Origin of the sequence: Bradyrhizobium sp. 21 (assembly GCF_023073335.1) — a bacterium.
GTDB lineage: Bacteria > Pseudomonadota > Alphaproteobacteria > Rhizobiales > Xanthobacteraceae > Bradyrhizobium.
This window is the reverse complement of record NZ_JADPJG010000006.1, coordinates 97,667-123,055: the sequence shown is the minus strand read 5'-3', so window position 1 is coordinate 123,055 and position 25,389 is coordinate 97,667. Positions and strand designations below refer to the sequence as shown.

The window sequence follows — 25,389 nt, the reverse complement described above, 5'->3', positions numbered from 1 at the left end:
CTGGAGCTTCGGGAGACCGAACATGTTGAAGCGAACCTGGCTGATTTTTCTGGGTGTATTTGCGGCAACGCCGGCGACTGCGCATGTCTTCCTCGAAGGCAAGCAGGCGACGGTGGGAGGATCGTACAAAGCCGTCTTCGCCGTGCCCCACGGTTGCGCGGGCTCGCCCACGGTGAAGATCCGGGTGCAGATCCCGGAAGGCGTGATCGCGGTGAAACCGATGCCGAAGGCAGGCTGGAGCGTCGATGTCGTCGAGGGCAAATATGCCGGCGAATACGACTATCACGGCAACAAGCTCTCGTCCGGCGTCAAGGAGGTGTCTTGGTCCGGCGGCAAGCTGCCGGACAAGAACTACGACGAGTTCGTCATGCACACCGCCCTGACCGACACGCTCAAGCCGAACACGATTCTGTATTTCCCCGTCGTCCAGGAATGCGAGACCGGCGTCAGCCGCTGGATCGAAATTCCGGCGGAGGGCGCAGGGCACTCGCACGAGGGCAAGTCGCCGGCGCCTGGCGTGAAACTCTTGCCGAAACCCTGATGCGCCTGCTCGCCGCGCTTGCGACGCTGCTTCTTGTTGTCGGCTTCGCGACCGGCGCCTCGGCACATGCGGCGCTCGTCGCGGTCGAGCCGGCGAGCGGCAGCATACTTGCGAGCGCGCCGAAGGCGGTGGAATTGCGCTTCAACGAGGCGGTGACGCCAGGCGCGATCCAATTGATCGATGGGACGGGCAGGGCGCGGGATGATGTGCACATCAGCGCATCGGGCGAGACCATCTCGGTTGCTATGCCGCCGGACCTGCCGCAGGGCACGGCGATCGTCAGCTATCACGTGATCTCGCAAGACGGTCATCCCGTTGCGGGATCGGTGATCTTCTCGATCGGCATGCCGACGGGGACGCAACCTCCCGCAAGCGCGGATGGCGGGTTGAACGCGCTGATCTGGCTGGCGCGGGTCGGCCTGTATCTCGGCCTGTTCGTCGGGGTCGGCGGCGTGTTCTTCGCGCGCTGTGTTGCGTACTCGACGAGTGGCACGACCTCAGCGCGCGCCGCGCTCGCTATCGGCCTTGCGAGCGCCATTGCGTCTCTCGGTCTGTTGGGCCTCGATCTTCTCGGACTGCCTCTGGTGGCGCTCGCGACCATCGCCCCCTGGAAGGTGGCGTTCGCGACTAGTGCGGGTCCGTCACTACTGGTCGCCATCACCGCGATGCTGTCGGCGCTCGTGGCGCTGCGGGGCGGGCGGTACGCGCGGACGCTCGTGCTCATCGCGTTTGTCGGCGTCGGCTTGTCGCTGGCCATGACCGGCCACGCGGCAGCGGCGCCGCCCGAGGTGCTGACGCGGCCTGCGATCTTCCTGCATGGCCTCTGCGTTGCCTTCTGGATTGGCGCGCTGGCCCCGCTCGCCGCACTTGTGTCGAAGTCGCCGGCCGAGGCATTGCCTGTCGTGAACCGGTTTTCTCGCATCGCCGTGCCGGTCGTTGGTGTTCTCGCATTGACCGGCCTCGCGCTCGCCATCGTCCAGCTTGAGAGGCCGTCCGCATTGGTCGAGACCCGCTACGGACTCATCCTCTCGGTCAAGCTCGCGCTGGTCGTGGTGCTGCTGGCGCTTGCTACGCTCAATCGCTTTCGCCTGACCCCGGCGCTCCCAGGAGATCAGAAAGCCGCACCGGCGCTGAAGCGCTCCATCTTGCTCGAATGCGCTGTCGCGCTCGGCATCTTCGCCGTCGTCGCCGGCTGGCGCTTCACGCCGGCGCCGCGGACGATCGTTCCGGAGACGCCGCTGGCGATCCACATCCACACCGACAAGGCGATGTTCCAGGTCCTGGTCTCGCCGGGCAAGGCGGGTGTCGACGATTTCGTGCTCCAGCTCATGACCGGCGAGGGGACGGCGCTCGCGGCCAAGGAGGTGACGCTGACCCTGAGCCTGCCCGAACGGGGCATCGAGTCGATCGAACGGGACGCCTCACTCGGGCCGGACGGCTATTGGCATCTGCGCAAGGTGGAGCTGCCCTTCGCCGGCCGCTGGCATATGCGGATCGACGCGCTGGTGACCGATTTCGAGAAGATCACGCTGGAGGACGAACTGGAGGTGGGAGCGCGCTGAAACCTACTCTTCGGCAGCTCAAGCCGAACCTGAAGTCGACGGAAAAATGACAGGAATTCCGTTGCCTTAGCGGCTTTTCCTCATTCCCGGTCTTGTGTTTTTGCTCCCAATCCGGTTTCACTGCAAGCCGTCACTTGATTCCCAGAGTATTGCCATGCGGTTGTCGCGGTTCTTTCTCCCCATCCTGAAAGAAAATCCGAAAGAGGCGGAGATCGTCTCGCATCGGCTGATGCTGCGCGCGGGCATGATCCGGCAGGAAGCAGCCGGCATCTATGCCTGGCTGCCGCTCGGTTTCCGTGTCCTGAAGAAGATCGAGCAGATCGTGCGCGAGGAGCAGGACCGCGCTGGCGCGCTGGAACTGTTGATGCCGACGCTCCAGCTCGCCGACCTCTGGCGCGAGAGCGGCCGTTACGACGCCTACGGTCCGGAGATGCTGCGCATCGCCGATCGCCACAAGCGCGAGCTGCTGTACGGGCCGACCAACGAGGAAATGATCACCGAGATTTTTCGCGCTTACGTGAAGTCTTACAAGAGCCTTCCGCTCAATCTCTATCATATTCAATGGAAATTCCGCGACGAGCAGCGTCCGCGCTTCGGCGTGATGCGCGGCCGCGAGTTCCTGATGAAGGATGCCTATTCGTTCGACCTCAACGAGGCCGCGGCGCGCGTCGCGTACAACAAGATGTTCGTGGCGTATTTGCGGACCTTTGCGCGGATGGGGCTGAAGGCGATCCCGATGCGCGCCGAGACCGGCCCGATCGGCGGCGATCTCAGCCACGAGTTCATCGTGCTCGCGGAGACCGGCGAATCCGGCGTGTTCATCAATCGCGACGTGCTGGACCTGCCGGTGCCGGGCGAGGACGTCGATTATGAGGGCGACCTGACGCCGATCATCAAGCAATGGACCTCGGTCTATGCGGCGACGGAAGACGTTCACGACGTTGCGCGCTTCGAGCAGGAAGTGCCCGAAGACAAACGGGTGAACACCCGCGGCATCGAGGTCGGGCAGATCTTCTATTTCGGCACCAAATATTCCGACGCGATGAAGGCGCTGGTGGCGGGCCCCGACGGTGTCGATGTGCCGATCCACGGCGGCTCCTATGGCGTCGGCGTCTCGCGCCTGCTCGGCGCCATCATCGAGGCCTGCCATGATGACGCCGGCATCAAATGGCCGGAGGCCGTTGCCCCGTTCCGCGTGTCGATCCTCAACCTCAAGCAGGGCGATGCCGCGGTCGACGCGGCCTGCGAGAAGCTCTATGCGGAGCTGTCCGCCAAGGGCGTCGACGTGCTCTACGACGACACCGACCAGCGCGCCGGGGCCAAATTCGCCGCCGCCGACCTGATCGGCATCCCCTGGCAGATCATGATCGGGCCGAAGGGCCTCGCCGACGGCAAGGTCGAGATCAAGAAGCGAAGTGACGGCTCCCGCGAGACGATGTCGCCTGCGGACGCGGTCGCAAGACTTGTGGGCTGATAAGGCTGGTCGGCTGAATATTGTTCATTGCGCGATATCGCGGCCGCCAATCCGGCCACAATTGACCCCGAATCATGGGATTATCGAGCGATGGATGAGACCATGACCGAAACCGTTCAAACCGCACCTTTCGCGCCCTTCGAGTGGATGCTGTCCGGGCGTTATCTGCGGGCGCGCCGCAAGGAGGGATTCATCTCGGTCATTGCCGGGTTCTCCTTCCTCGGCATCATGCTGGGCGTGGCGACGCTGATCATCGTCATGGCCGTCATGAACGGCTTTCGCAAGGAACTGCTCGACAAGATCCTGGGGCTCAACGGCCACATCCTGGTCCAGCCGCTGGAATCGCCGTTGACCGACTGGAAGGACGTCGCCGACCGCCTCAGCCAGGTCCAGGGCATCCGGCTCGCAGCACCCGTGGTGGACGGCCAGGCGCTGGCGTCATCGCCGTGGAACGCCTCGGGCGTCCTGGTGCGCGGCATCCGCTCCGACGACCTCAACAACCTCACCTCGATCGCCAAGAACATCAAGCAGGGCTCGCTCGAGGGTTTTGACGACGGGCAGGGGGTCGCGATCGGCCGGCGCCTCGCTGACCAGCTGTCGCTGCACGCCGGCGACAGCATCACGCTGGTGGCGCCGAAGGGCGCGGTCACCCCGATGGGCACGACGCCGCGCATAAAACCGTACAAAATCGCCGCGGTGTTCGAGATCGGCATGTCCGAATATGATCTCGGCTTCGTGTTCATGCCGCTCGCGGAGGCGCAGGCCTATTTCAACCGCAGCAACGACGTCACCTCGATCGAGGTCTTCACCACCAATCCGGATCAGATCGTCGCGTTCCGCCAGGCCGTGACGGAGGCCGCGGGCCGGCCGGTGTTCCTGGTCGACTGGCGCCAGCGCAACTCGACCTTCTTCAACGCGCTGCAGGTCGAGCGCAACGTGATGTTCCTGATCCTGACCATGATCGTGCTGGTCGCGGCGCTCAACATCGTCTCCGGCCTGATCATGCTGGTGAAGGACAAGGGCAGCGACATCGCGATCCTGCGCACGATGGGGGCCTCGCAAGGCTCGATCATGCGGATCTTCCTGATCACGGGCGCCTCGATCGGCGTGGTCGGCACGCTGGTCGGCTTCTTCGTTGGCCTCGTGATCTGCCTCAACATCGAGTCGATCAGGCAATTCCTGTCCTGGCTGACCAGCACCGAATTGTTCTCGCCGGAGCTCTATTTCCTGTCGAAGCTGCCCGCCGAGATCGACGTCGGCGAGACCTCGGCCGTCGTCATCATGGCGCTGACGCTGTCGTTCCTGGCGACGCTGTACCCGTCGTGGCGCGCCGCGCGCCTCGATCCCGTCGAAGCGCTGCGGTACGAGTGAGGGGCTGATGGAGCAGCAGGGGGCGGAAGATGTACCGGTCATTTATCTCCACGAGATTAAGCGCCAGTACCTGCAGGGCGAGGTACCGCTGACGATCCTCGACGGCGCCAAGCTCGCGCTGTGGGCGGGCCAATCCGTCGCGCTGGTGGCGCCGTCGGGCTCGGGCAAGTCGACGCTGCTGCACATTGCGGGGCTATTGGAAGCGCCCGATTCCGGCGAGGTCTACGTCAACGGCGCGCCGACCTCGCAACTGCCCGACATTGAGCGCACCCAGCTTCGCCGCACCGATATCGGCTTCGTCTACCAGTCGCACCGGCTGCTGCCGGAGTTCTCGGCGCTCGAGAACGTCATGATGCCGCAGATGATCCGCGGCCTGAAGAAGTCCGAGAGCGTCAAGCGTGCCAAGGAGATTCTGGGCTATCTCGGCCTCGGCGATCGCATCACGCACCGTCCCGCGGAGCTGTCGGGCGGCGAGCAGCAGCGCGTCGCCATTGCGCGTGCGGTGGCCAATGCACCGCGGGTGCTGTTTGCGGACGAGCCGACCGGCAATCTCGATCCGCACACGGCGGACCATGTGTTCCAGGCGCTGATGCAGCTCGTCAAGGCGACCAAGGTCTCCATGCTGATCGCGACCCACAACATGGAGCTCGCCGGCCGCATGGACCGGCGCGTGTCGCTGTCGAACGGCCAAGTGGTCGAGCTCGAGTAAAAAAAACGCGAAAACAACCCCATGCACAGTAGCCAAGTGCTTGGCAGGATTGACGAAAGAAATCGGCGACAGCGCACCGCCGCGGCCTGAGGCCTCATGGCCGGATCACCGTCAATTTGAACGGCCCGCCATTGGCGGCGGCATGGTCCACCGCCTCGTTGGCATGGTCGAGATCGAAGGCCGTGGCCTCGTACTCCTCTAGCCTGAGCAGTCCCGCGCGCACCAGCGCGATCAGGCGGCCTGCCGCATCCGGCGGGTACATCCAGACGCCGTGGATGCTGATGCAGTTGCGCATGATCCAGGGGTAGGGCAGCTCGAGACCTGCGCCGCCGGCCATGCCGACGCCGCCCATCAGCACGACGCGGCCATGGGGGCGCACCGTCATGATCGCCGCGCGCACCACATTCGTGCCGACGGAGGGCGGCATGATGTCGAACACGCAGTCGATCGGCCCGGGGGCCGCGCGTTTCATGTTTTCGCGATCGTCGTCCTCGCTGCCGGAGAGCTTGACCGGCTTCACGCGATCGCCGAAGCGGTGGACGAGGTCGGCCAAAATCTTCTCGTTGCGGCCGGGCGCGACCACGCAGGCCGCGCCCATCGCGAGCGCGACCGAGACCGCCGCGCTGCCGAAATTGCCGGTGGCCCCGCTCACCAGCACGGTCTCGCCCGCCTGCAGGTTGGCGGCAAGGAAGCCGCCATAGGGCACCAGCAGCGTCCCCAGCGCGCACCATTGCGTGGCTTCATCGGACGTGATTTGGCCAAGGCGCTTCACGTTCTCCGTCGGCACCCGCATTTGCTCGGCGAAGGAGCCATGGCGAAAATGCTTTTGCAGGAGCATGCCGCCCGGACCTGCGGCAGTCAGTCCCTGCAGGGCGATGTCGGGCGCAACGATGTCGTCGCGCGAACGCACCGTCGGATCGCAGAACACCCAGTCGCCGACCACGAGCTTGGTTGCGTCCGGGCCGACCGCGCGCACCCTGCCGATGCCGCCCGGACCCGGGATGATCGGCAGGTCGAGTGCATAGTTGCGCATCCCGCTGAAGACCTCGTTCATGTAGGACAGCACGCGCGTGGCGACGACATCGACGATGACCTCGCCGGTGCCGAGCACCGGCTCGGGGGCATTCTCGATCGCAAGCGGCGATCCGAAGGATTTGAGTATTGCGGCTTTCATGGTGTTCACCTCAAAGTGGAGTGAAGCGCATATGCGCCGCCTTTCCGAGCCCAAGAAGGCCTGGTATTATCCTAGTATCCCTTGGGCCCTCCTTTAGGCGCTCCCTGGGCCCCCCATCGAGGACATCCATCATGGCCGACCCCCGCCGCGTCGAATTCGGCGACTTCCTCCGCTCCCGCCGCGAAAAGCTGTCGCCGAAGACCGTCGGGCTTCCCGCAGGCCGGCGGCGGCGCACCGCGGGCCTTCGCCGCGAGGAGGTCGCGCAGCTCGCCGGCATCGGCGTCGACTGGTACATCCGCCTCGAGCAGGGCCGCACCGTCAGCCCGTCAGTGACCACCGTCGACGCGCTGGCCCGCGCGCTGCGCCTCAGCAAGACCGAGCATGCCCATCTCAAGGCGCTGGCGCGCGACGGCGACAAGCGCGCGTTCACGCGCGAAATCGTGCCGCCGCCGATCCGGCGGCTGATCGAGAGCCTGCCGCATCCGGCCTACATCACCGGGCGGCGCTGGGACGTGCTGGCCTGGAACGACGCCGCCGAGCAGGTCTTTGCGTTCGGGCGATTGCCGGAAGAGGATCGCAACACGATGATCCTGATGATGACCAACAAGCAGACCCGCAAGGCCTACGGTGCGGGATGGGCTGATGTCGCCAAGCGCATGGTGGCGATGTTTCGCACCACCCACGACGTCTGGGCGGGCGATCCCGCCTTCACGGAATTGCTGACGCGGCTGCGGCAGGGCAGCCCGGAATTCGTCAAATGGTGGGAGGCCCACGAGATCCGCAGCACCGCCTCGGGCCTCAAGACCATGTCGCACCCGACCTTGGGCGTGCTGCATTTCGAGCACACGAGTTTTCAGGCCAACGACGATCCCGCGTTGAAGCTCGTGATTTATACGCCGGTGCAGGGCGCGGGTACTTGACCGACTCGAACCACAAAGGGCCGCCGATCTCGCTTTTGGATGTCGCCATCGATATCGAGGTGATCGACGAGACCAACACGCGCGTCGATGTCCCGGCGCTGCTGTCCCGCTTTGCTAATCACAAAGGGTTCGGTTGCGTCGCGCTCGTCGGTGTTCAATCAAACGGGGCGCATGATCCCAAATCGAATCTGCTCTCGAATTGTGAAGCTCGTGATCTCCACGCCGGTTTATGCCGGGGCACGTAAGCTCAGGATGCGACCGCGGGCTGGAACGTGACGGCACTGCAGGCTGAATTGTCCTCTCACGCGTCACGCGAGATAGCCTGAAACCCTGTCCCACAGCGGCTTCAACGCGGTGACAAACAGCAATCCGTAACAGGCCCGGCAGATCTGCTGCTGGTCGAGCCTGCCGTGGAGGTGCCAGCCAAGCCAAACGCCACGACGGTGAAGAACAGGCTCGTCGTTCCCGCATAGACGTCCTTGGTGAGGCCGAGCGGCAGCAGGTACATCGCGAGCGGCGGTCCGCCGGAATGCGCGACCATGGTGGTCACGCCCGAGGCGAGACCGGCCGCGATCGCTTTCAGCGACGAACGTGGACGAATGGGCACCTTTGGATCAGTCACAAGCCACAGGCCGACGAAGATCAAGGTGACGACCGCCATCACGATGGCGACGGCGCGATGGTCCGGCACGCGAAAGAGCAAATAGCCAAACCCGATGCCGATCACGAGCCCCGGCAACAGCAGAGCAGTCCTCACGGCGTCGTTGCCGAAGGCGCTGCGCTGACGTTCGGCTGGGGACTGGCTGTCCAGGGGCTCGCCGGCCACGCGGTCGACAGCCAGGGAGTTGCCTGCGGAAGTACCGCTGGCCAAGGGCTTTTCGGGACTGACGCCGCCGTCGAGCACGATGCGACGAGCTGCGTCCACACTGAAGGCAGGCCGGTCAAGTCGATGTCGAATTTCGTGACGTCCGCCTTGTCGTCTGGCATCGGCGTGGTTTCGCGGACGTGCAGGGCGCGGGACGCCAGGATCGCCTTGACCATGTCGGGATCGATGCTGCCGCGCCAGATTTCGTATTTCCCGGCCCGCAGCGGAGACCCTCCGGCCGCCTTGTCCGTGTCGGCGTCCGCGGTGATCAGGAGCGTGCTCTTGCCGACGGCCGTCTCGTCGATCTCGCCCGCGAAGGTCAGCGGCACGCGTTTGCTGCTTTCGCAGGACAGGCGCCATTCCATCGTCCTGAACGAAGAGCCGTTCTCCTTCTTCAGCATCGCGAACTTGCGGACGAACGGTCGCGCCTCCCGCTCCAGTTTCCACGCCGTTTCGGCGAGCGGTCGCGTGTCGATTCCGAAACGATAGAGCTCGGCCCGCGTCAGCACGTGCAGGTTTTCGAACTTCACGGTCCGGATGAGATCGTCGAGCTCGCGGCTGATCCCCATCGCTGCGATGAACGCAGCGCGGTCGCGATCGGCGGTTGCGAGCCGGCGCTGCCTGTATTCCGCGACCGCCGCTGGAGCCGGATGCCCGTGAAAGGCGAGGACCAGTTTGGAGTTATGGACCGCCAGCGCGGCGTCGGGGGCAACCGCGCGCGATGTCGCTCCGAGAAACAGGTAACCGCAGGCCGAGTTGCACATCGCATGATACGTGGTGAGTTCGGCTTCGATCTCGCCGCCTGCGTTCTTGCTCTTCAGGCACGCGGCGTCGACCTGCGTGCCGGCGGCGCACGCCGTCGCGATGGTCCGGCCGACCCGGGCAATCGCCTTGCGACCGCGCAGCAACCGCCCAATGACGTAGGACTGCTCAACGTTTCCGCCAGGGGAATAAAGGTAGATCGGACGCTGCGTGTCCTGGACGCCGGCGAGGAAGCGGCGAACGCGCGGCGCAGCGGCCTGATCGATCTCGCCCTCGATGGCAATCCAGCGGTCGCAGCCTGGTCCGCACGCGTCGGGCGGTCCCTTGGCAAGATAGATCGTCAGCCTGGACGCAAACCCGACTTTCTCGGCCGGCGTTCCTGCGGCATGCAATGCGACGGGGAGCAACAGCGAGGCCACGACAAACAAGATTCGAGCGAGCATGAAACGATCGACCACGCGCGATGAGAAGCCGAAGCTGACGCTATACGATCATCGGTGCTGTCTCAACTTGCGGTGGAATGACGGCGCCGGTTTATTTCGCGATGCAGGAGTGGCACTCCTGGTCGACATGCCGGTGCAGGCTCGGACATGCCATGTCGACCGCATCGGGCGGCAGGCGAAAGCCTGCGGCGGATGCCTGGGCTTTCGGTCGAACCCCGGGGTGGGAACCTAAATGCCGTCATGCGGTTAACGCGCAGACGGCTTGCGCCGGCCTGCATCACTCGAACGCCAGGCGGCTCACCTCAGATCGAAGCGAACAGCAGCGGGACGATCATTCCAACCAGCTCCTGGTGGAGATAGGGACGTGGCAGGGGAAGACCAATGACGACAGCGACCGGGGTCCGCTCGGCCGATCGCAATTCCGTCTTAGCCACACTCGGCGACAACATCCGAGAGATCAGCAATCCCGACGATCTCGCCTATGCTGCAGCAGAGCTGCTTGGCCGCAGCCTGAACGTGAGCAGGGCAGGCTATGGCACGGTCGACACAGCGGCCGAGACCATCACGATCGTCCGCGACTGGAATGCACCAGGCATCCTGAGCCTGGCAGGCGTGCTGCGCTTCCGCGACTATGGCAGCTACATCGAAGACCTGAAGCGGGGCGAGACTGTCATCTGTGCCGATGCGGAAGAAGACCCTCGCGTCGGCGATCGTGCCCAGGCGCTGGAGGCGATCTCTGCGCGCGCGTTCGTCAACATGCCGATCTCCGAGCCCCACGGCGTGGTGGCGCTGCTGTATCTGAACAATGCCACGTCGCGCGAATGGAGCCGCGAAGAGCTGGAGCTCATCCGCGATGTAGCCGAGCGCACGCGCACCGCCGTCGAGCGCCGCCGCGCGGAGGCGGCCGTGCGGGAAAACGAAGCCCGGCTGCTTTTCCTGGACGCCCTCAACAAGGAGACGGCCAGAACCCGCGATGCTGACGGCGTGATGGCGGTGACGACCAGGATGCTCGGCGAGCATCTGGATGTCTCGAGCTGCGCCTATGCCGATATGGATCCCGACCAGGACGGCTTTACCATACGCGGGGATTGGGCCGCGCCCGGTGCGATGCATATCCTCGGTCATTACAGCCTGGCGGATTTCGGTGAAAAAGCGGTGCGAGAGCTGGGCGCCGGCAGGCCCCTCGTCATCAACGACAATCTGAACGAGATTGCGCCGGAAGAAGCCGCCACCTTCCAGAACATCGGGATAGGTTCGACGATTTGCATGCCCTTGGTCAAAGAAGGGCGCCTCACCGCCTTGATGGCGATTCACCATCGGGGCCCGCATCAGTGGACGCTGCGCGAACTGGCCTTGCTCACCGAGGTGACCGAGCGATCGTGGGCTCACATCGAGCGCGTTCGATCGGAACAGGCGGCACGGGAAGCTGCCGAACGCTTGACGCTTGCGAACAAGGCGGCCGGTATCGGCACCTGGGACTACGACCCGGTCAACGATGTTCTGCGATGGGACGGCCGCTGCAAGGAGTTGTTCGGTTTATCGCCGGACGCCGAGGTCAGCTATGAGGGGTCGTTCCTCAAGGGTCTGCATCCGCAGGACAGGCAGCCCGCCCACGAGGCCGTGTCCGCGGCCCTGGCGCCGCATTCTTCGACGAACTTCAACATGGAATACCGAACCATCGGTATCGAGGATGGTGTCGAAAGATGGATTGCCGCGACGGGGCAAGCCATCTTTGCCAACGGCCAGGCTGTTCGGTTCATCGGGACGGTTCTGGATATCACCGCGCAGAAGAAAACCGAGCGCCATCTCAGAATACTGAATGACACCGGGGCTTCGGTCTCTCGCGAACGCGATCTCGACAAGATCGTCCAGATCGTGACGGATGCCGGCGTCGGACTCTCGGGCGCTCAATTCGGCGCGTTTTTCTACAATGTTCTGGCGCCGGATGGTGGCAGCTACATGCTGTATGCACTGTCAGGCGCGCCGCGATCCGCGTTTGAAAACTTCCCGATGCCCCGCAACACCGCCGTCTTTAGCCCGACCTTCCAGGGTTCGGGTGTGGTGCGGTCCGACGACATTCTGCAGGATCCTCGCTACGGCAAGAATGCGCCGCGGAATGGCATGCCCGAGGGCCATCTTCCGGTCCGATCCTACCTGGCGGTGCCTGTGATCTCGAAAACCGGCGAAGTCTTCGGCGGACTTTTCTTCGGTCACGCCGAGACGGGTCAATTCCAGGCAGAGCATGAGGCCGCATTGCTTGGTATCGCCGGCCATGCTGCCACCGCTATCGACAACGCCCGGCTGTTGACCCGGCTCGAGGCGCTCAATGCCGGATTGGAGCAACGTGTTGCCGACGAAATTGCCGAGCGCATGAAGGCTGAAGAGCAACTGCGGCAATCCCAGAAGATGGAAGCTGTCGGGCAATTGACCGGGGGTATCGCCCACGACTTCAACAATATGCTGGCCGTGATTCTCGGCAGCTTGAACCTTGCCAAGCGGCGGCTCGGCAGAGGAGAGGTTAGTATAGACCGCTTCATCGAGGGCGCCATCGACGGCGCAAATCGTGCGGCCACGTTGACGCAAAGGCTGCTCGCTTTCTCACGCCAGCAACCTCTTGCGCCTGAGGTCGTGGACATCAACAAGATGGTCGGCGGGATGAGCGAGTTGCTCGAGCGATCACTTGGCGAACTCATCCGGCTCGAGACGGTGCTGGCGGCTGGTCTCTGGCGGGTCAAGGCAGACCCAGCCCAGCTGGAAAGCGCTCTTATCAATCTCGCCGTCAATGCACGCGATGCCATGCCGGAGGGCGGCAGGCTGACGATAGAAACCAGTAACGCCTTGATAGATCGAAAGTCTGCTCGGGAGTACGCCCTGGCACCCGGGCAGTACGTTCTCGTGGCCGTGACGGACAACGGCACGGGAATTCCACCCGATGTGCTCGGCAAGGTGTTCGATCCGTTTTTCACGACCAAGGTCGTTGGCAAGGGCACCGGCCTTGGCCTCAGTCAGGTCTACGGATTCGTGCGGCAATCGGGCGGTCATGTCAAAATCAACTCGGAGGTCGATGTTGGCACGACCGTCAAGATCCACCTTCCGCGCTTTGCCGGCGAGGAGGCGAGCCCGGATCCGTCGCAGGGAGAGATAGCTGCCGGCGCAAGCCATCAGAACGAGACCATTCTCGTCGTAGAAGACGACGAGCGCGTCCGCAGCATGTCATGCGAAAGCCTGCGCGAACTCGGCTACACCGTCATCGAGGCAGCCAGCGCCAAAGAGGCGATCAGGATGATCGAAATTGGGTCTGTTCCGGATCTGCTGTTTACGGATGTCGTCATGCCCGACATGACCGGCGCCCAGCTTGCGGCCGAGCTGTCGAAACGATACCCCGAGCTGAAAGTGCTGTTCACCACCGGCTATACGCGTGACGCAATCGTTCACAATGGCATGCTCGATGCCGGCAAGCATCTGCTTCCCAAGCCCTTCGCTTTCGAAGACCTGGCTGCCAAAGTCCGCACCTTGCTCGACGAAATCTGAACACGCCGTTTCGGCGGGCTTCAGTTCGCGCCCGCGAGCGTTCAAGCTCCGGTTTGCAAGCCGCCTTTACAAGCGCTATGCCCCGGCTTTCGGAACGAGCCCTGGCATGACAATCTCTGACGACAACGACCTCACCCGCCTGAAAGAGATTGGGCGCATCGTCGCCATTACCCTGGAGGCCATGGGGAAGGCGCTCGAGCCGGGCATGACCACCTCCGAGCTCGACCAGATCGGGCGAACACTCCTGGATGCTGCCGGCGCGCGTTCGGCTCCCGAGCTGGCCTACGACTTTCCCGGGGCGACCTGCATCAGCGTCAACGAGGAGATCGCCCATGGCATCCCGGGTGAGCGACGGATCGCGCGCGGCGACCTCGTCAACATCGACGTGTCAGCGGAGAAGAACGGCTTCTTTGCGGATACGGGAGCCTCGTTCGCCGTTCCACCCGTGACCCGTGCGGTCGAACGTCTTTGCAGGGACGGGAGGCGGGCGATGTGGACGGGCCTGCGGCAGGTCGGAGCCGGCAAACCGATTGCCGGCATCGGTCAGGCGATCGGGACCTTTGCGCGGAAGAACGGCTACAGCCTGGTCAGGAACCTTGCCAGTCACGGTGTCGGCCTGTCGCTCCACGAGGAGCCGACGGAGATCGCAACATGGCCCGATCGCTCCGAACGCCGCGTCATGAGTGAGGGCCTCGTGTTCACGGTCGAGCCTTTCCTGTCCCTGGGCGCAGAGTGGGCACAGGATGGCGATGATCCGTGGACGCTCTACAGCAGCCCCGAAGCGCCGACCGTTCAATACGAACACACCGTGATCGCAACCCGAGGCGGACCTGTGATCGTGACACTGGCCGGTTCAGGACTCTGAGTCAGGGCCCCCTGCTTCGTCCGGCGAGAACCGCCTCACGCCACCGGATCTCTGGCGGCATCCGAACGGCTTCGACCATCGGGCGCGAGCGGCGGCGCCGGTCTCGCCGGCGGATTTTCCGGCGGAGCCGCCTTGCTTCCTGAGCTGACCGCGGCCGGCGCGAATCCGGTGTCGCGATAGGCGACGATCCAGATCAGGAAACCGAGAACCGCCAGCGCGGCGCCGACGGGACCCGTGGAGGTCCACCCCAGCCCCTCGCGAATGGCGAGCCCGCCGAGGAACGGGCCGAGCGCATTGGCGGTGTTGAACGCCGAATGGTTCAATGCGGCGGCGAGCGCCTGCGCGTCTCCCGCGACGTCCATCAGCCGCGTCTGGAGAATGGCGCCGAGCGAGACGCTGGCGCCGATCGCGAAGATGTCCGCCGCCAGCGCCCAGGGATTGCCTGCGGCAAGCGGAAAGACCAGCAGCGCGACCGCTGAGAACAACAGGATGACGCCTGCCGTGGGCATCAGTGCGCGGTCCGCGAAGCGCGGCACGAACAGATTGCCGAGCGTGGCGCCGATGCCGAACACGGCCAGGAAGAACGGAATGACCGCGGGGCTGACCTTGGTGACCTCGATCAGCGTCGTCGCCAGATAGGTGTAGACGGCGAACATGCCGCCGAAGCCGACGGCGCCGATCGCCAGCGTGATCCAGACGCGGCCGCTTCGCAGCGCGCCGAGTTCGCGCAGCGGATCGGACTGGCCTGCCTGGTCGCGCGGCGCGAACAGGGCGCACAGCAGCACCGTGAGCAGTGCCAGCAGCGATACGAGGCCGAAGCTCGCGCGCCAGCCGGCGGCCTGCCCGATCAGATTGGCCAGGGGCACGCCGATGATGGTGGCGCCGGTCAAGCCGAGCATCACCTGGCCGATCGCCTGCGAGCGGCGATGTTGAGGAACCAGCGAGGCTGCAACCAGCGCGGCGATGCCGAAATAGGCGCCATGCGGCAATCCCGCGAGAAAACGGGCCGCGATCATCCAGCCAAAGCCTGGCGCCAGCGCGGTGAGGGCGTTGCCGAGCGCAAACACGGTCATCAGCGCCAATAGCTGCGCGCGCCGCGCCAACCGCGCGCCAAGCACGGTGATCAGCGGTGCGCCCAGCACGACGCCGAGCGCATAGGCGCTGATCGCGTGTCCCGCGGTCGGCTCGTCAACCCCGAGGTCGGCGGCGAAAAACGGCAACAGGCTCATCGATGCGAATTCGGTGGTCCCGATCGCAAACCCGCCCATCGCGAGCGAGAACAGGACGATGGCGAGATGGGGGGACGCGGAGGCTGCGGTCGCGCGGGGCGAGGGCGCTTGCTGCGATGTCGTCATGTGTCCTGCAATGGTGGCGTCAACGGGAACCAGCCCAGCGAACGTCGCCACCCCTGCAAGATTTGTCTGTCGTACTTAAACCCGGATCGGTCGCCGTCAACACCGGAAGCTCGACGCTGGCGGGCCGCATATCAGCGTCCCGATTTAATTGAGGCGCCTTCCGCGGTGAGGGGGCTCCTTCCGCGCAAAATACGGGTTCGCCACGCACGACGCCGACCGGCCGACGGCCAAATATCTGCATTGCTCGAGCGAGGCGTAGCGGCAGTCGAAATAGCCGACTTGGCCGTAGATCTGCATGCAGACCGGATAGCTCGGATCGTAGGTCTGCGCGTGCGCAGGCGCGCCCGCGAGCAGCAAGCCGATCGTGGCGAGCGCGAGACGGGCGCTGCGCATCTCAGCGCAGGACATAGCCCGGCGGATAACCGGGCGTCTGCGCGCGCGGCCTGTTCTGATACGCATAGGGATCATCGCTCTGGCCTGCGAAATACGGGTTCGCGATACAGGTGAGCGCGCGGCCCGACGAGCTCGCCTGACACTGCGCGTAGGTGTCGAACGTCCAATTGCTCAGCCCCGGCCATTCATCGCCGGTGAGGCAGAAGGCATGGTGCGTGCCGAACGCACGCGCCGGCGTGCTTGCGCCGGGCGCAAGCGCAAATGTGGCGAGCGCGAGCGAGAATATGGCGACAATGGGGAGAGCAATTCGTCTGCACATTTCAATTCTCCATCACGCGAATGTGCGCGCGACGTTGTTACGCGCGCACGCGCTGTAAGTCGTGTACTCGACATTGGAACTCGTGAAAACACTTGTTTCAAAGGGTTTCCAGCGCGCGCAGCTAAACGTTCATTAATGAAAGGCGGGCCTTTGAAGCGGACTGTTGCGTCAAGGTTACAGCAATTCCGTCGATCGCTGTTATGACGACGCCACGGCCCGGGGGCCTAACGACGAAACTGGAACGGGACTCAAATGAAAAAGAATTTGTTGCTTGCTGCCGTGAGCCTCATCGCGCTCGGCGCGGCTGCGCCGGCGGTGGCTGCTGACCTCGCTGCGCGGCCTTACACCAAGGCGCCGGCGATGGTTGCCGCGATCTATGACTGGAGCGGCTTCTATATCGGCATCAACGGCGGCGGCGCTTCGTCGCATGCGACCTGGGATCTCGCTGCCGTTGGCCGCGAGGGTTCGCACGACGCGACCGGCGGCACGGTTGGCGGCCAGATCGGCTATCGCATGCAGTCGGGCCAGTGGGTGTTCGGCGTGGAAGGCCAGGGCAACTGGGCCGACTTCACGGGTGACAACGTCAGCGCGCTGCTCGCTCAGCGCAACCGCACCAAGATCGACTCGTTTGGTCTGATCACCGGTCAGGTTGGTTACGCCTGGAACAACGTGCTCGTGTACGCCAAGGGCGGTGCGGCCGTCGTCGGCGTCAAGAACGAGGTCTTCAGCACGGCGACTGGCGGTCTCCTCGCGTCGAACAGCGACACCCGCTGGGGCGGCACGGTCGGCGCCGGCCTCGAGTTCGGCTTCGCGCCGAACTGGTCGGTGGGCGTGGAATACAACCACATCTTCCTGTCCGACAAGGACGTCACCTTCGCGGGCCTGAAGACCGACAGCATCAAGCAGGACGTCGACATGGGCCTCGTCCGCCTGAACTACAAGTTCGGCGGCCCGATGCTCGGCCGGTACTGAGCCAAGAACTGCCATTGATCGCTCGACCTGAGCGGTTGGCGAAAGCCCCGGCCATCGGCCGGGGCTTTTTTCTGTCCGAATTCAGCGGGTTAACCATTCCGTTTGGAGAGGATCGAGGTGGCTTGACTCCCGAGAACGAAATGAGAACAATGTTCCTCATACGTTCTCACCATGGAGCAAGCCATGTTCAGGATTTTCGTCGAAGAAGCCGCCGCGCTGGCCTCAATCGCGCTGTTCGTCGGGATGATCGCGATCTGGGCCCAAGTCATACCGCAACTCTAAGCCTAGGGCTGGGCAGGCTTGGTTGGGGAAAAGCGGGACGACGCGGCCGATCGGCCGTTCCGGCGTGGACTCTGGGGCGGCGAGACCTCACCATTGCGAGGCGAGTCGGCCGGGCGAGTGCAGGGATGCTCTCATGATCCCTTGGTGCCGGCGACCGCTCCATCTCATCTGCAAGAGGCCGTCACGCGACCATGCCGAGCGCCGGATTTGTCCACCTTCACGTTCACTCGGCCTATTCGCTGCTCAAGGGCTCGATCAAGATCGCCAAGCTCGCCGAGCTTGCGAAGAAAGATCATCAGCCGGCCTTGGCGCTGACCGACACCGACAACATGTTCGGTGCGCTGGAGTTCTCCGACAAGATGGCGGGCTCCGGCATCCAGCCAATCGTCGGCTGCGAGCTGGCGATCGATTTCGGCGACCAGGATCCCAACGCGCGCAACGCGCTTCTGCCCTCGCGCGTGGTGCTGCTGGCTGCCCAGGAGCGCGGCTATCGCAGCCTGATGCGGCTGAACTCGCGCGCGTTCCTGGAGACGCCCGACACCCATGCTCCCCACATCAAATTCGACTGGCTCGAGGGAGAGACCGAAGGCCTGATCGCGCTGACGGGCGGTCCGGACGGGCCGATCTCGCTGGCGCTTGCCGGCGGTTATGCCGAGCTCGCGGCCGCGCGCTGCGAGCGTCTGGCCAGTCTGTTCGGCGACCGCCTCTACATCGAATTGCAGCGCCACAACACCGAGAAGGAGCGGAGGGTCGAAAGCGGCCTGATCGACATCGCCTACGCCAAGGGCCTGCCGCTGGTCGCGACCAACGAGCCGTATTTCGCAGCGACCGACGATTACGAAGCGCATGACGCGCTGCTCTGCATCGCCGGCGGGCGGCTGATCGCGGAGACCGAGCGCGAGCAGCTGACGCCCGATCACCGCTTCAAGACCCGCGCCGAGATGGCGCTGTTGTTCGCCGACATTCCGGAGGCTCTCGCCTCGACGGTGGAGATCGCCGAGCGCTGCTCGTTCCGCCCGATGACGCGCAAGCCGATCCTGCCGTTCTTCACGGTCGGTGCTGCCGCAAGCTCCGACGCCGCCGCGGTCGAGGCGGCCGAATTGAAGCGGCAGGCGGAAGAGGGGCTCGCCAACCGGCTGCAAGTGCATGGCCTGTCGCTGGGCACGATTGAAGAGGACTACAGCAAGCGCCTGGCGTTCGAGCTCGACGTCATCATGCGCATGAAATACGCGGGCTACTTCCTGATCGTGGCCGACTTCATCAAATGGGCCAAAGGTCAGGGCATTCCGGTCGGGCCGGGCCGCGGCTCCGGCGCAGGCTCGCTGGTCGCCTGGGCGCTGACCATCACCGATCTCGACCCGATCAAGTTCGGCCTGCTGTTCGAGCGCTTCCTCAATCCGGAACGCGTCTCGATGCCGGACTTCGACATCGATTTCTGCCAGGACCGCCGCGGCGAGGTGATCCAGTACGTGCAGCAGCGCTACGGCCGCGACCAGGTGGCGCAGATCATCACCTTCGGTACGCTGCAGGCGCGCGGCGTGCTCCGCGACGTCGGCCGCGTGCTGCAGATGCCGTACGGCCAGGTCGACAAACTCACAAAACTGGTGCCGCAGAATCCGGCCGCGCCGGTGACGCTGGCCGCCGCGATCGAGAGCGAGCCGAAGCTTCAGGCGTTCCGCGATGAAGACCCGGTGGTGGCGCGGGCCTTCGACATCGCCCAGCGTCTCGAGGGCCTGACCCGCCACGCCTCGACACATGCCGCCGGCATCGTGATCGGCGATCGTCCCTTGAGCGAGCTCGTGCCGCTCTACCGCGATCCCAAATCCGACATGCCGGTGACCCAGTTCAACATGAAATGGGTCGAACCCGCGGGCCTCGTGAAGTTCGACTTCCTCGGCCTCAAGACGCTGACCGTGCTCGATGTCGCCATCAAGCTGCTCAAGCCGCGCGACGTTCATGTCGATCTCGCCACGCTGCCAATCGACGATGCCGAAAGCTACCAGATGCTGGCGCGCGGCGAGGTGGTCGGCGTGTTCCAGGTTGAAAGCCAGGGCATGCGGCGCGCGCTGGTCGACATGCGCCCCGACCGTTTCGAGGACATCATCGCGCTGGTCGCGCTTTATCGACCGGGCCCGATGGCGAACATCCCGACCTATTGCGCGCGCAAGCACGGCGACGAGGAGCCGGAATATCTGCATCCCGTGCTGGAGCCGATTCTCAAAGAGACCTTCGGCGTCATCATCTACCAGGAACAGGTGATGCAGATCGCGCAGGTGATGTCGGGCTATTCGCTCGGCGACGCCGACCTGCTGCGCCGCGCCATGGGCAAGAAGATCCGCGCCGAGATGGAGAAGCAGCGCGAGATCTTCGTCGCGGGCGCGGTGAAGAACGGCGTGCCGAAGGGGCAGGCCGACACCATCTTCGAGCTGCTGGCGAAATTCGCCGACTACGGCTTCAACAAGAGCCACGCGGCGGCCTATGCGCTGGTGTCTTATCACACCGCCTACATGAAGGCGCATTACCCGGTGGAGTTCATCGCGGCGTCGATGACGCTCGATCTCAACAACACGGACAAGCTCTCCGAATTCCGCTCCGAGGCGCAGCGCCTCGGCATCAAGGTCGAGCCGCCGAACATCAACCGCTCCAGCGCGACCTTCGAGGTCGGCGACAAGACGATCTATTACGCGCTCGCAGCCCTCAAGGGCGTCGGCATCCAGGCGATCGACCAGATCATCGAGGAGCGCGCCAAACGCGGCCTGTTCACCTCGCTCGCCGACTTCGCAGCGCGGGTCAATCCGCGCGCGATCAACAAGCGCATCATCGAAAGTCTCGCCGCTGCCGGCGCCTTCGACACGCTGGAGCCGAACCGGGCCCGGGTCTTCGCCGGCGCGGATTCGATCCTGGCCGCCTGTCAGCGCACGCATCAGGCCGAGACTATTGGCCAGAACGACATGTTCGGCAGCTCGGCCGATGCGCCGACCATCATGCTGCCGCAGATCGAGCCGTGGCTGCCGGCCGAGCGGCTGCGCCGCGAATATGACGCTATCGGCTTCTTCCTGTCCGGCCATCCGCTCGACGATTACGCCACCGTGCTGAAGCGGCTGCGCGTTCAGAGCTGGGCGGAATTCTCGCGCGCGGTGAAGACCGGGGCGACCGCCGGCAAGGTCGCGGCCACCGTGGTGTCGCGCATGGAGCGGCGCACCAAGACCGGCAACAAAATGGGCATCATGGGGCTATCTGATCCCACGGGCCACTTTGAGGCGGTGCTGTTCTCCGAAGGCCTCGCGCAATATCGCGACGTGCTGGAGCCGGGCGCTGCCGTGCTGCTCCAGCTTGGTGCCGAGCTGCAGGGCGAGGACGTCCGCGCCCGCGTGCTGCATGCCGAGCCGCTCGATGACGCCGCGGCCAAGACGCAGAAGGGGTTGCGCATCTTCGTGCGGGATACCAAGCCGCTGGACTCGATCGCCAAGCGTCTGGCCGGACCCGACATGGCGACGTCGAACGGCGCGACGCCAAAGGTCGGCAGCCCGGGAATCGCGCCGCGCTCCAACGGCGACGGCGAAGTCTCGCTGGTGATGATGCTCGACCTCGAGACCGAGGTCGAGATGAAGCTGCCCGGTCGCTTCAAGGTCTCGCCGCAGATCGCCGGCGCCATCAAGGCGGTGGCGGGTGTCGTGGACGTGCAGCAGCTGTAGCCACCGGTCTGGCGAACATCATGACCAAGACTGTTGCAACCTTGCGCTGATTCTGGCTAGCATACACCCGGGGAATGGACTGGGGCGTGTGATGCTGCGATGGGGCGCGTTGTTGTTTGTCGTTGGCGCGATGCTGACGGGGTGCGTCAGCGATCAGGTCGGAACCGATTTTGCGTCCGTGTCCAAAAAGGTCGGACCTCCGCGCCCCGGGCAAGCGCGCATCGTACTGCTGCAGGACAAGCGAAATGGCCTCAGCATGGCGTTCTGCGCCTGCGAGGTGCAGCTCGATGGTGCGCCGCTCGGGAAGGTTCTGGCCGGGAAATATGCCTATGCTGATCGGCCGGCCGGCCGCCACGAAGTACTGGTGACCGAATTGATGTTTCCCGGCGACACCAAACGGGAGGTCGTAATGGAAGCGGGCCGAACGCATTTTTACCTCATCAAGAGCAGTGCCCGGCACGATGCCACCACGGGCGGAGCTGTGCTCGGCGGCCTGGCTGGGCTCGCAGTCGTTTCCGTTGCGACGGCGGGAGAGGCGAATCCAGGTCCGGCCGAGCTTGTCGCGCTGGACGAGGCGACCGCACGAACGAAGCTCGCGGAGCTGCAAGGCATCGAGTAAGATGAGGACGCGTGGCACGATTGCCGCGACTGCTCAAGCTCGGGAGGCAAGCATGTGCGAAAGATGTGCGCGTGACGGAGATATCCGGAACGGTACGTCGCGGAGATCGCTTCTGAGCTTGGGTGGAGCCGCGCTGGGAATGATCTTGAGCGGGGGGGTCCTGGCCAAGGAAACGAAAGCGCCGCCCAAGCCGCAGAACGTGCTGTCGCCCGACGCATCGTTGAAGCGCCTGGTGGAGGGCAATGCGCGCTATGTCGATGGCGTGTCGCGGCGTCACGATTTCAAGCACGAGCGCGAGGCGCTGGCCGGCGGGCAGAACCCGTTCGCCGCCGTGCTGAGCTGTGCCGATTCGCGCATCGCGCCGGAATATGCCTTCGACACCGGCCGCGGCGATCTGTTCGTCTGCCGCGTCGCCGGAAATTTCGCCGGCACCGAAACCATCGCCAGCATGGAATATGCAGTGGCCGTGCTCAACGCGCCGCTGATCCTGGTGCTCGGCCATGACGCTTGCGGCGCTGTCGACGCGACGCTGAAGGCGATCAAGGACGACAAGCAGCCCCCCGGACACATTCCCTCGCTGGTCGATGCGATCGCGCCCGCCGCCAAGGCTGCGATGCAGAAGGGCGGTGAGGTGCTCGACAACGCGATTCGGCAGAACGTGATCGACAACGTCGCGAAGCTGAAATCGGCGGCGCCAATCCTCAATGCGGCCGTGGAGCAGGGCAAGCTGAAGGTCGTGGGCGGCATCTACCGGCTCGCGACCGGAACGGTCGACCTGATCGGACAGGCCTGAAAACCCGGCTGAGCCTGGCGGGGCTTCGCAGTCGCGAAGCGCGCACGGCTGACGCCAGTACCGGGTGCCACGCCGCCGCCTCAATCCAAGCCTTTCGTTGTCCAAAGCCTTTCGTTATCCAAGCCTTTCGTCATCCGGGCCTTTCGTTCAAGTGCCGTTCAGCCGGCCGCGCGTCTGATGGGTGCCGGCACCTCAACAAACAAAAGCGGGCAAGCAAGCCATGCGTGGGACGCTCAGAGTCTTTATCTGCCTTCTCCTGCCGATCGCGGTCCTCGCCGCGGGCGCGCCGGGTTCGGCGCGTGCGCAGCAGCAGGAAAAGCGCATCGCGCTCGTGGTCGGCAATGGCGCCTATGCCAAGTCGCCGCTGGCGACGACCGCGAACGATGCCGGCCTGATCGCACAGACGCTGCAGGCGGCGGGCTTCGACGTCGTCGGCGCCCGCGATCTCGACGGCGACACGCTGCGCAAGAGTTTTCGCGACTTCATCCAGAAGGCGCAGGCCTCCGGCCCCGGCACCGTCGCGATGATCTATCTCGCCGGCTACGGCGTGCAGCTTGCGGGTGAGAACTATTTCATCCCGGTCGATTCAAATATCGTCCGCGATACCGACATTCCGACCGAAGGCCTGCGCATCAGCGACTATGCGCGCCAGCTCGCTTCCATTCCGCTCAAGGCCAACATCGTCGTGCTCGATGCCGCGCGGACGCAGCCCTTCGTCGAGGGTGGCCAGCAGATCGCAAGCGGGCTCGCGCTGGTCGAGCCCGATCCGAACATGCTGATCGCCTTCAATGCCGCGCCCGGCACGGTGGCGCCGGAGGAGCCGGGGCCATATGGCATCTACGCCCAGTCGCTGGCGGAGATGATCCGCACCGGCGGCCTGCCGCTGCCCGAAGTGTTCGATCGCGTTCGCCTGCGCGTCAACGAGGCCAGCAAGGGTGCGCAGGTGCCCTGGAACGAGCAGAAGATCTCGGCGCCATTCTCGTTCTTCGAGCGCGGGCCCGATGCGCCGCCGCCGGAGGCCGCGCCCGACCAGGTTGCCGCGATCCGCAACAAGCCGATTCGCGATCTCGGCGTCCAGGATGCCTATGCCGCCGCGCTCACGCGCGACACGCTGCCGGCCTACGAAGAGTTTCTCACCGCCTATCCCGGTGATCCGCTCTCCAAGCGCGTGATGGCAATCGTCGCTGCGCGCCGCGAGGCGATCACCTGGCGGCGGACTTATCGCACCGACTCGCCGGAAGCCTATTGGTCGTATCTGCGCCGCTATCCGCGCGGGCCGCACGCGGCCGACGCGCGCCGGCGGCTGGCGATCCTCACCGCGCCGGCCGAGCCGCCGCCGAGCTTCGCGATGATCGACTACGACGTGCCGCCACCGCCACCGGAGGAGGTGGTCTATGTCGATCGTCCCGTGCTGTATTTCAGCGATCCCGATTTTGGCTTCGCGCCGCCACCGCCGCCACCGGTCTATTACCTGCCGCCGCCGCCTCCTGACTTCGTCGTATTGGAGCCGCCGCTCCCCGTGGTCGGCCTGTTTGTACTGCCGCAGCCGATGTTCGTGCCGATCCCGGTGTTCGTCAGGCCGCCGATCTATGTCGCGCCGCCGCCGAACAACATCATCTACGCGAACATCCATAATACGACGGTCATCAACACGGTGATCAACCGGCCGCCGGCACCGGCTGCCGGAGCAGGAGGAGGAGACGGAGGACCGGGCAACCTGGCGCCGGCGATTGCCGGCCGCGCCAATCCCGCAGGGCCAGCCCTGCCGCAGGCCGCCACGCAGCGCGCCGCCCTGATCCAGCAAGGCAAGGCGCCGCTACCGCCAAGCGCGACCATCCGGCCGATGGCAAGGCCAGGGATACCTCCGACGACGCCGGCCAATGTCGCGCCGACGGCAGGGCCGATCGCTGCGCCACCGACCAAGCTGCCCCAGGCCAACACGCTCCCGGTTCCTGGTTCACATGGCGGGCCGCCCGTGCCGCCAGCAGGGGCAGGGCCACTGCCGGGCGGCAGACCCGCGCCGCCGACAGCGACTGCACCCGGCGGGCCGCCGCCGACGCATCCGGGGGCGCCGACGACTGCCGCCCCCGGCACGACGCTGCCGACTCATCCTGGTGCGCCAACGGCTGCCGCGCCGGCAACCGCTACGCCCACGACGGCAAACCCGCCCACTGCGCCCGGCCAACCGCCGAAGCCGCCGGTCGCCCAGACCGCGCCCGGGAGTGGGCCGGGGGATCATGGCAAAGGGGATCATGGCAAGTCCGCGACCCGCGAGCCGGCTGGTTCGCCGCCTGCCGCCGGGACGCCTGCCGGCGTAGCTGGACGACCGTTGACGCCGCCGCCCTCCGCCGCCCGGGAGCCTATCAGGCCGCAGAATCGGCCGTCGGCTGCTCCCGCGCAGGCTGCCCGACCGTCGGCACCGCCGCCGCGGCCTCAGGCCGTGGCGAGACCGACACCTCCGCCGCCGGCGGCCGTGGCGCGTCCGGCACCTCCACCGCGTGTCGCATCGCCGCCGCCTGCCCGGGTGGCTCCGCCCGTGGCGGTCGCTCGGCCGGCGCCACCGCCAATGGCCCGACCCGCGCCGCCACCGCCGGTAGCCCGGCCGGCGCCACCGCCGCCGCCCCGGATGGCCGTCGCGCCACCGCCCCCGCGCCCAGCAGCACCTCCGCCGCGGCCCGCGGCCCCGCCGCCGGCGGCAAAGAAGTGCCCGCCGAACCAGCCTAGATGCTAGTCAGGCGCTAGGG

19 protein-coding genes and 1 pseudogene are annotated in these 25,389 nt (G+C 65.3%); 14 read left to right on the top strand and 6 right to left on the bottom strand.

The genetic code is table 11. The features are described 5' to 3' along the window. Positions 1–22 precede the first annotated feature (22 nt). The 5 genes from IVB31_RS10305 (at position 23) to IVB31_RS10285 (ending at position 5,657) form a co-directional block, all read left to right on the top strand. Positions 23–541 carry a YcnI family protein gene (locus IVB31_RS10305; protein WP_247321473.1) on the top strand — a complete coding sequence of 173 codons (519 nt, stop codon included), beginning with the start codon at positions 23–25 and terminating at the stop codon, positions 539–541. Next, positions 541–2,103: a CopD family protein gene (locus IVB31_RS10300; RefSeq protein ID WP_247321472.1), complete on the top strand. Its 1,563-nt coding sequence runs from the start codon at positions 541–543 to the stop codon at positions 2,101–2,103. The genes IVB31_RS10305 and IVB31_RS10300 overlap by 1 nt, the downstream gene beginning before the upstream one ends. 154 nt (positions 2,104–2,257) lie before the next feature. Then, positions 2,258–3,577: a proline--tRNA ligase gene (gene proS, locus IVB31_RS10295; RefSeq protein WP_247321471.1), complete on the top strand. Its 1,320-nt coding sequence runs from the start codon at positions 2,258–2,260 to the stop codon at positions 3,575–3,577. Positions 3,578–3,667: 90 nt separating this feature from the next. Continuing rightward, complete coding sequence (locus IVB31_RS10290; protein ID WP_247321469.1) at positions 3,668–4,948, top strand: lipoprotein-releasing ABC transporter permease subunit; 1,281 nt, start codon at positions 3,668–3,670, stop codon at positions 4,946–4,948. A gap of 7 nt (positions 4,949–4,955) precedes the next feature. Beyond that, positions 4,956–5,657 carry an ABC transporter ATP-binding protein gene (locus IVB31_RS10285; protein ID WP_174719152.1) on the top strand — a complete coding sequence of 234 codons (702 nt, stop codon included), beginning with the start codon at positions 4,956–4,958 and terminating at the stop codon, positions 5,655–5,657. A 94-nt stretch (positions 5,658–5,751) separates the two neighbouring features. On the opposite strand, the gene IVB31_RS10280 is transcribed toward IVB31_RS10285, so the two are convergent. Continuing rightward, entirely contained in the window at positions 5,752–6,831 is a 1,080-nt protein-coding gene (locus IVB31_RS10280; protein ID WP_247321467.1) for a zinc-binding alcohol dehydrogenase family protein, read from the bottom strand. A 131-nt stretch (positions 6,832–6,962) separates the two neighbouring features. Here IVB31_RS10280 and IVB31_RS10275 point away from each other — a divergent pair, with 131 nt between their 5' ends. Together IVB31_RS10275 and IVB31_RS10270 are read left to right on the top strand one after the other, a co-directional pair. Continuing rightward, positions 6,963–7,751 carry a helix-turn-helix transcriptional regulator gene (locus IVB31_RS10275; RefSeq protein WP_247321465.1) on the top strand — a complete coding sequence of 263 codons (789 nt, stop codon included), beginning with the start codon at positions 6,963–6,965 and terminating at the stop codon, positions 7,749–7,751. Next, positions 7,748–7,996 (top strand): hypothetical protein, encoded by a 249-nt coding sequence (locus tag IVB31_RS10270; protein WP_247322133.1) that lies wholly within the window; start codon positions 7,748–7,750, stop codon positions 7,994–7,996. Before IVB31_RS10275 ends, IVB31_RS10270 begins: the two co-directional genes overlap by 4 nt. A gap of 63 nt (positions 7,997–8,059) precedes the next feature. On the opposite strand, the pseudogene IVB31_RS10265 reads toward IVB31_RS10270, so the two are convergent. Next, positions 8,060–8,496: pseudogene (locus tag IVB31_RS10265) on the bottom strand (sulfite exporter TauE/SafE family protein); the annotation flags it as partial. An 8-nt stretch (positions 8,497–8,504) separates the two neighbouring features. Continuing rightward, on the bottom strand, positions 8,505–9,821 hold the full coding sequence (locus tag IVB31_RS10260; protein WP_247321463.1) for a hypothetical protein: 1,317 nt from the start codon (positions 9,819–9,821) through the stop codon (positions 8,505–8,507). Between the two features lie 381 nt (positions 9,822–10,202). Between IVB31_RS10260 and IVB31_RS10255 the strand changes: the two genes are divergently transcribed. Together IVB31_RS10255 and map are read left to right on the top strand one after the other, a co-directional pair. Beyond that, the gene (locus tag IVB31_RS10255; protein WP_247321461.1) at positions 10,203–13,352 is read left to right on the top strand and encodes a GAF domain-containing protein; all 3,150 of its coding nucleotides are present in this window, start codon (positions 10,203–10,205) and stop codon (positions 13,350–13,352) included. 106 nt (positions 13,353–13,458) lie between these two features. Continuing rightward, positions 13,459–14,217 (top strand): type I methionyl aminopeptidase, encoded by a 759-nt coding sequence (gene map / locus IVB31_RS10250; RefSeq protein WP_247321459.1) that lies wholly within the window; start codon positions 13,459–13,461, stop codon positions 14,215–14,217. Between the two features lie 35 nt (positions 14,218–14,252). On the opposite strand, the gene IVB31_RS10245 is transcribed toward map, so the two are convergent. From IVB31_RS10245 to IVB31_RS10235, 3 genes are all read right to left on the bottom strand, one after another. Beyond that, entirely contained in the window at positions 14,253–15,572 is a 1,320-nt protein-coding gene (locus IVB31_RS10245; RefSeq protein ID WP_247321457.1) for an MFS transporter, read from the bottom strand. 144 nt (positions 15,573–15,716) lie between these two features. After that, entirely contained in the window at positions 15,717–15,965 is a 249-nt protein-coding gene (locus IVB31_RS10240; protein WP_247321455.1) for a DUF3551 domain-containing protein, read from the bottom strand. Between the two features lies 1 nt (position 15,966). Further along, positions 15,967–16,284, bottom strand: a complete 318-nt coding sequence (locus IVB31_RS10235; protein WP_247321453.1) for a DUF3551 domain-containing protein — start codon at positions 16,282–16,284, stop codon at positions 15,967–15,969. Positions 16,285–16,536: 252 nt separating this feature from the next. On the opposite strand from IVB31_RS10235, the gene IVB31_RS10230 reads away from it, so the two are divergent. The 5 genes from IVB31_RS10230 (at position 16,537) to IVB31_RS10210 (ending at position 25,376) form a co-directional block, all read left to right on the top strand. After that, complete coding sequence (locus tag IVB31_RS10230) at positions 16,537–17,256, top strand: outer membrane beta-barrel protein (protein WP_247321451.1); 720 nt, start codon at positions 16,537–16,539, stop codon at positions 17,254–17,256. Positions 17,257–17,729: 473 nt separating this feature from the next. Next, positions 17,730–21,233, top strand: coding sequence for a DNA polymerase III subunit alpha (dnaE, locus tag IVB31_RS10225; protein ID WP_247321449.1), 3,504 nt, complete (start codon positions 17,730–17,732; stop codon positions 21,231–21,233). A gap of 91 nt (positions 21,234–21,324) precedes the next feature. Continuing rightward, positions 21,325–21,852: a DUF2846 domain-containing protein gene (locus tag IVB31_RS10220; protein ID WP_247321446.1), complete on the top strand. Its 528-nt coding sequence runs from the start codon at positions 21,325–21,327 to the stop codon at positions 21,850–21,852. 52 nt (positions 21,853–21,904) lie between these two features. Beyond that, positions 21,905–22,645, top strand: a complete 741-nt coding sequence (locus IVB31_RS10215; protein WP_247321444.1) for a carbonic anhydrase — start codon at positions 21,905–21,907, stop codon at positions 22,643–22,645. Positions 22,646–22,865: 220 nt separating this feature from the next. Continuing rightward, positions 22,866–25,376 carry a caspase family protein gene (locus IVB31_RS10210; protein ID WP_247321442.1) on the top strand — a complete coding sequence of 837 codons (2,511 nt, stop codon included), beginning with the start codon at positions 22,866–22,868 and terminating at the stop codon, positions 25,374–25,376. Positions 25,377–25,389: the final 13 nt, after the last annotated feature.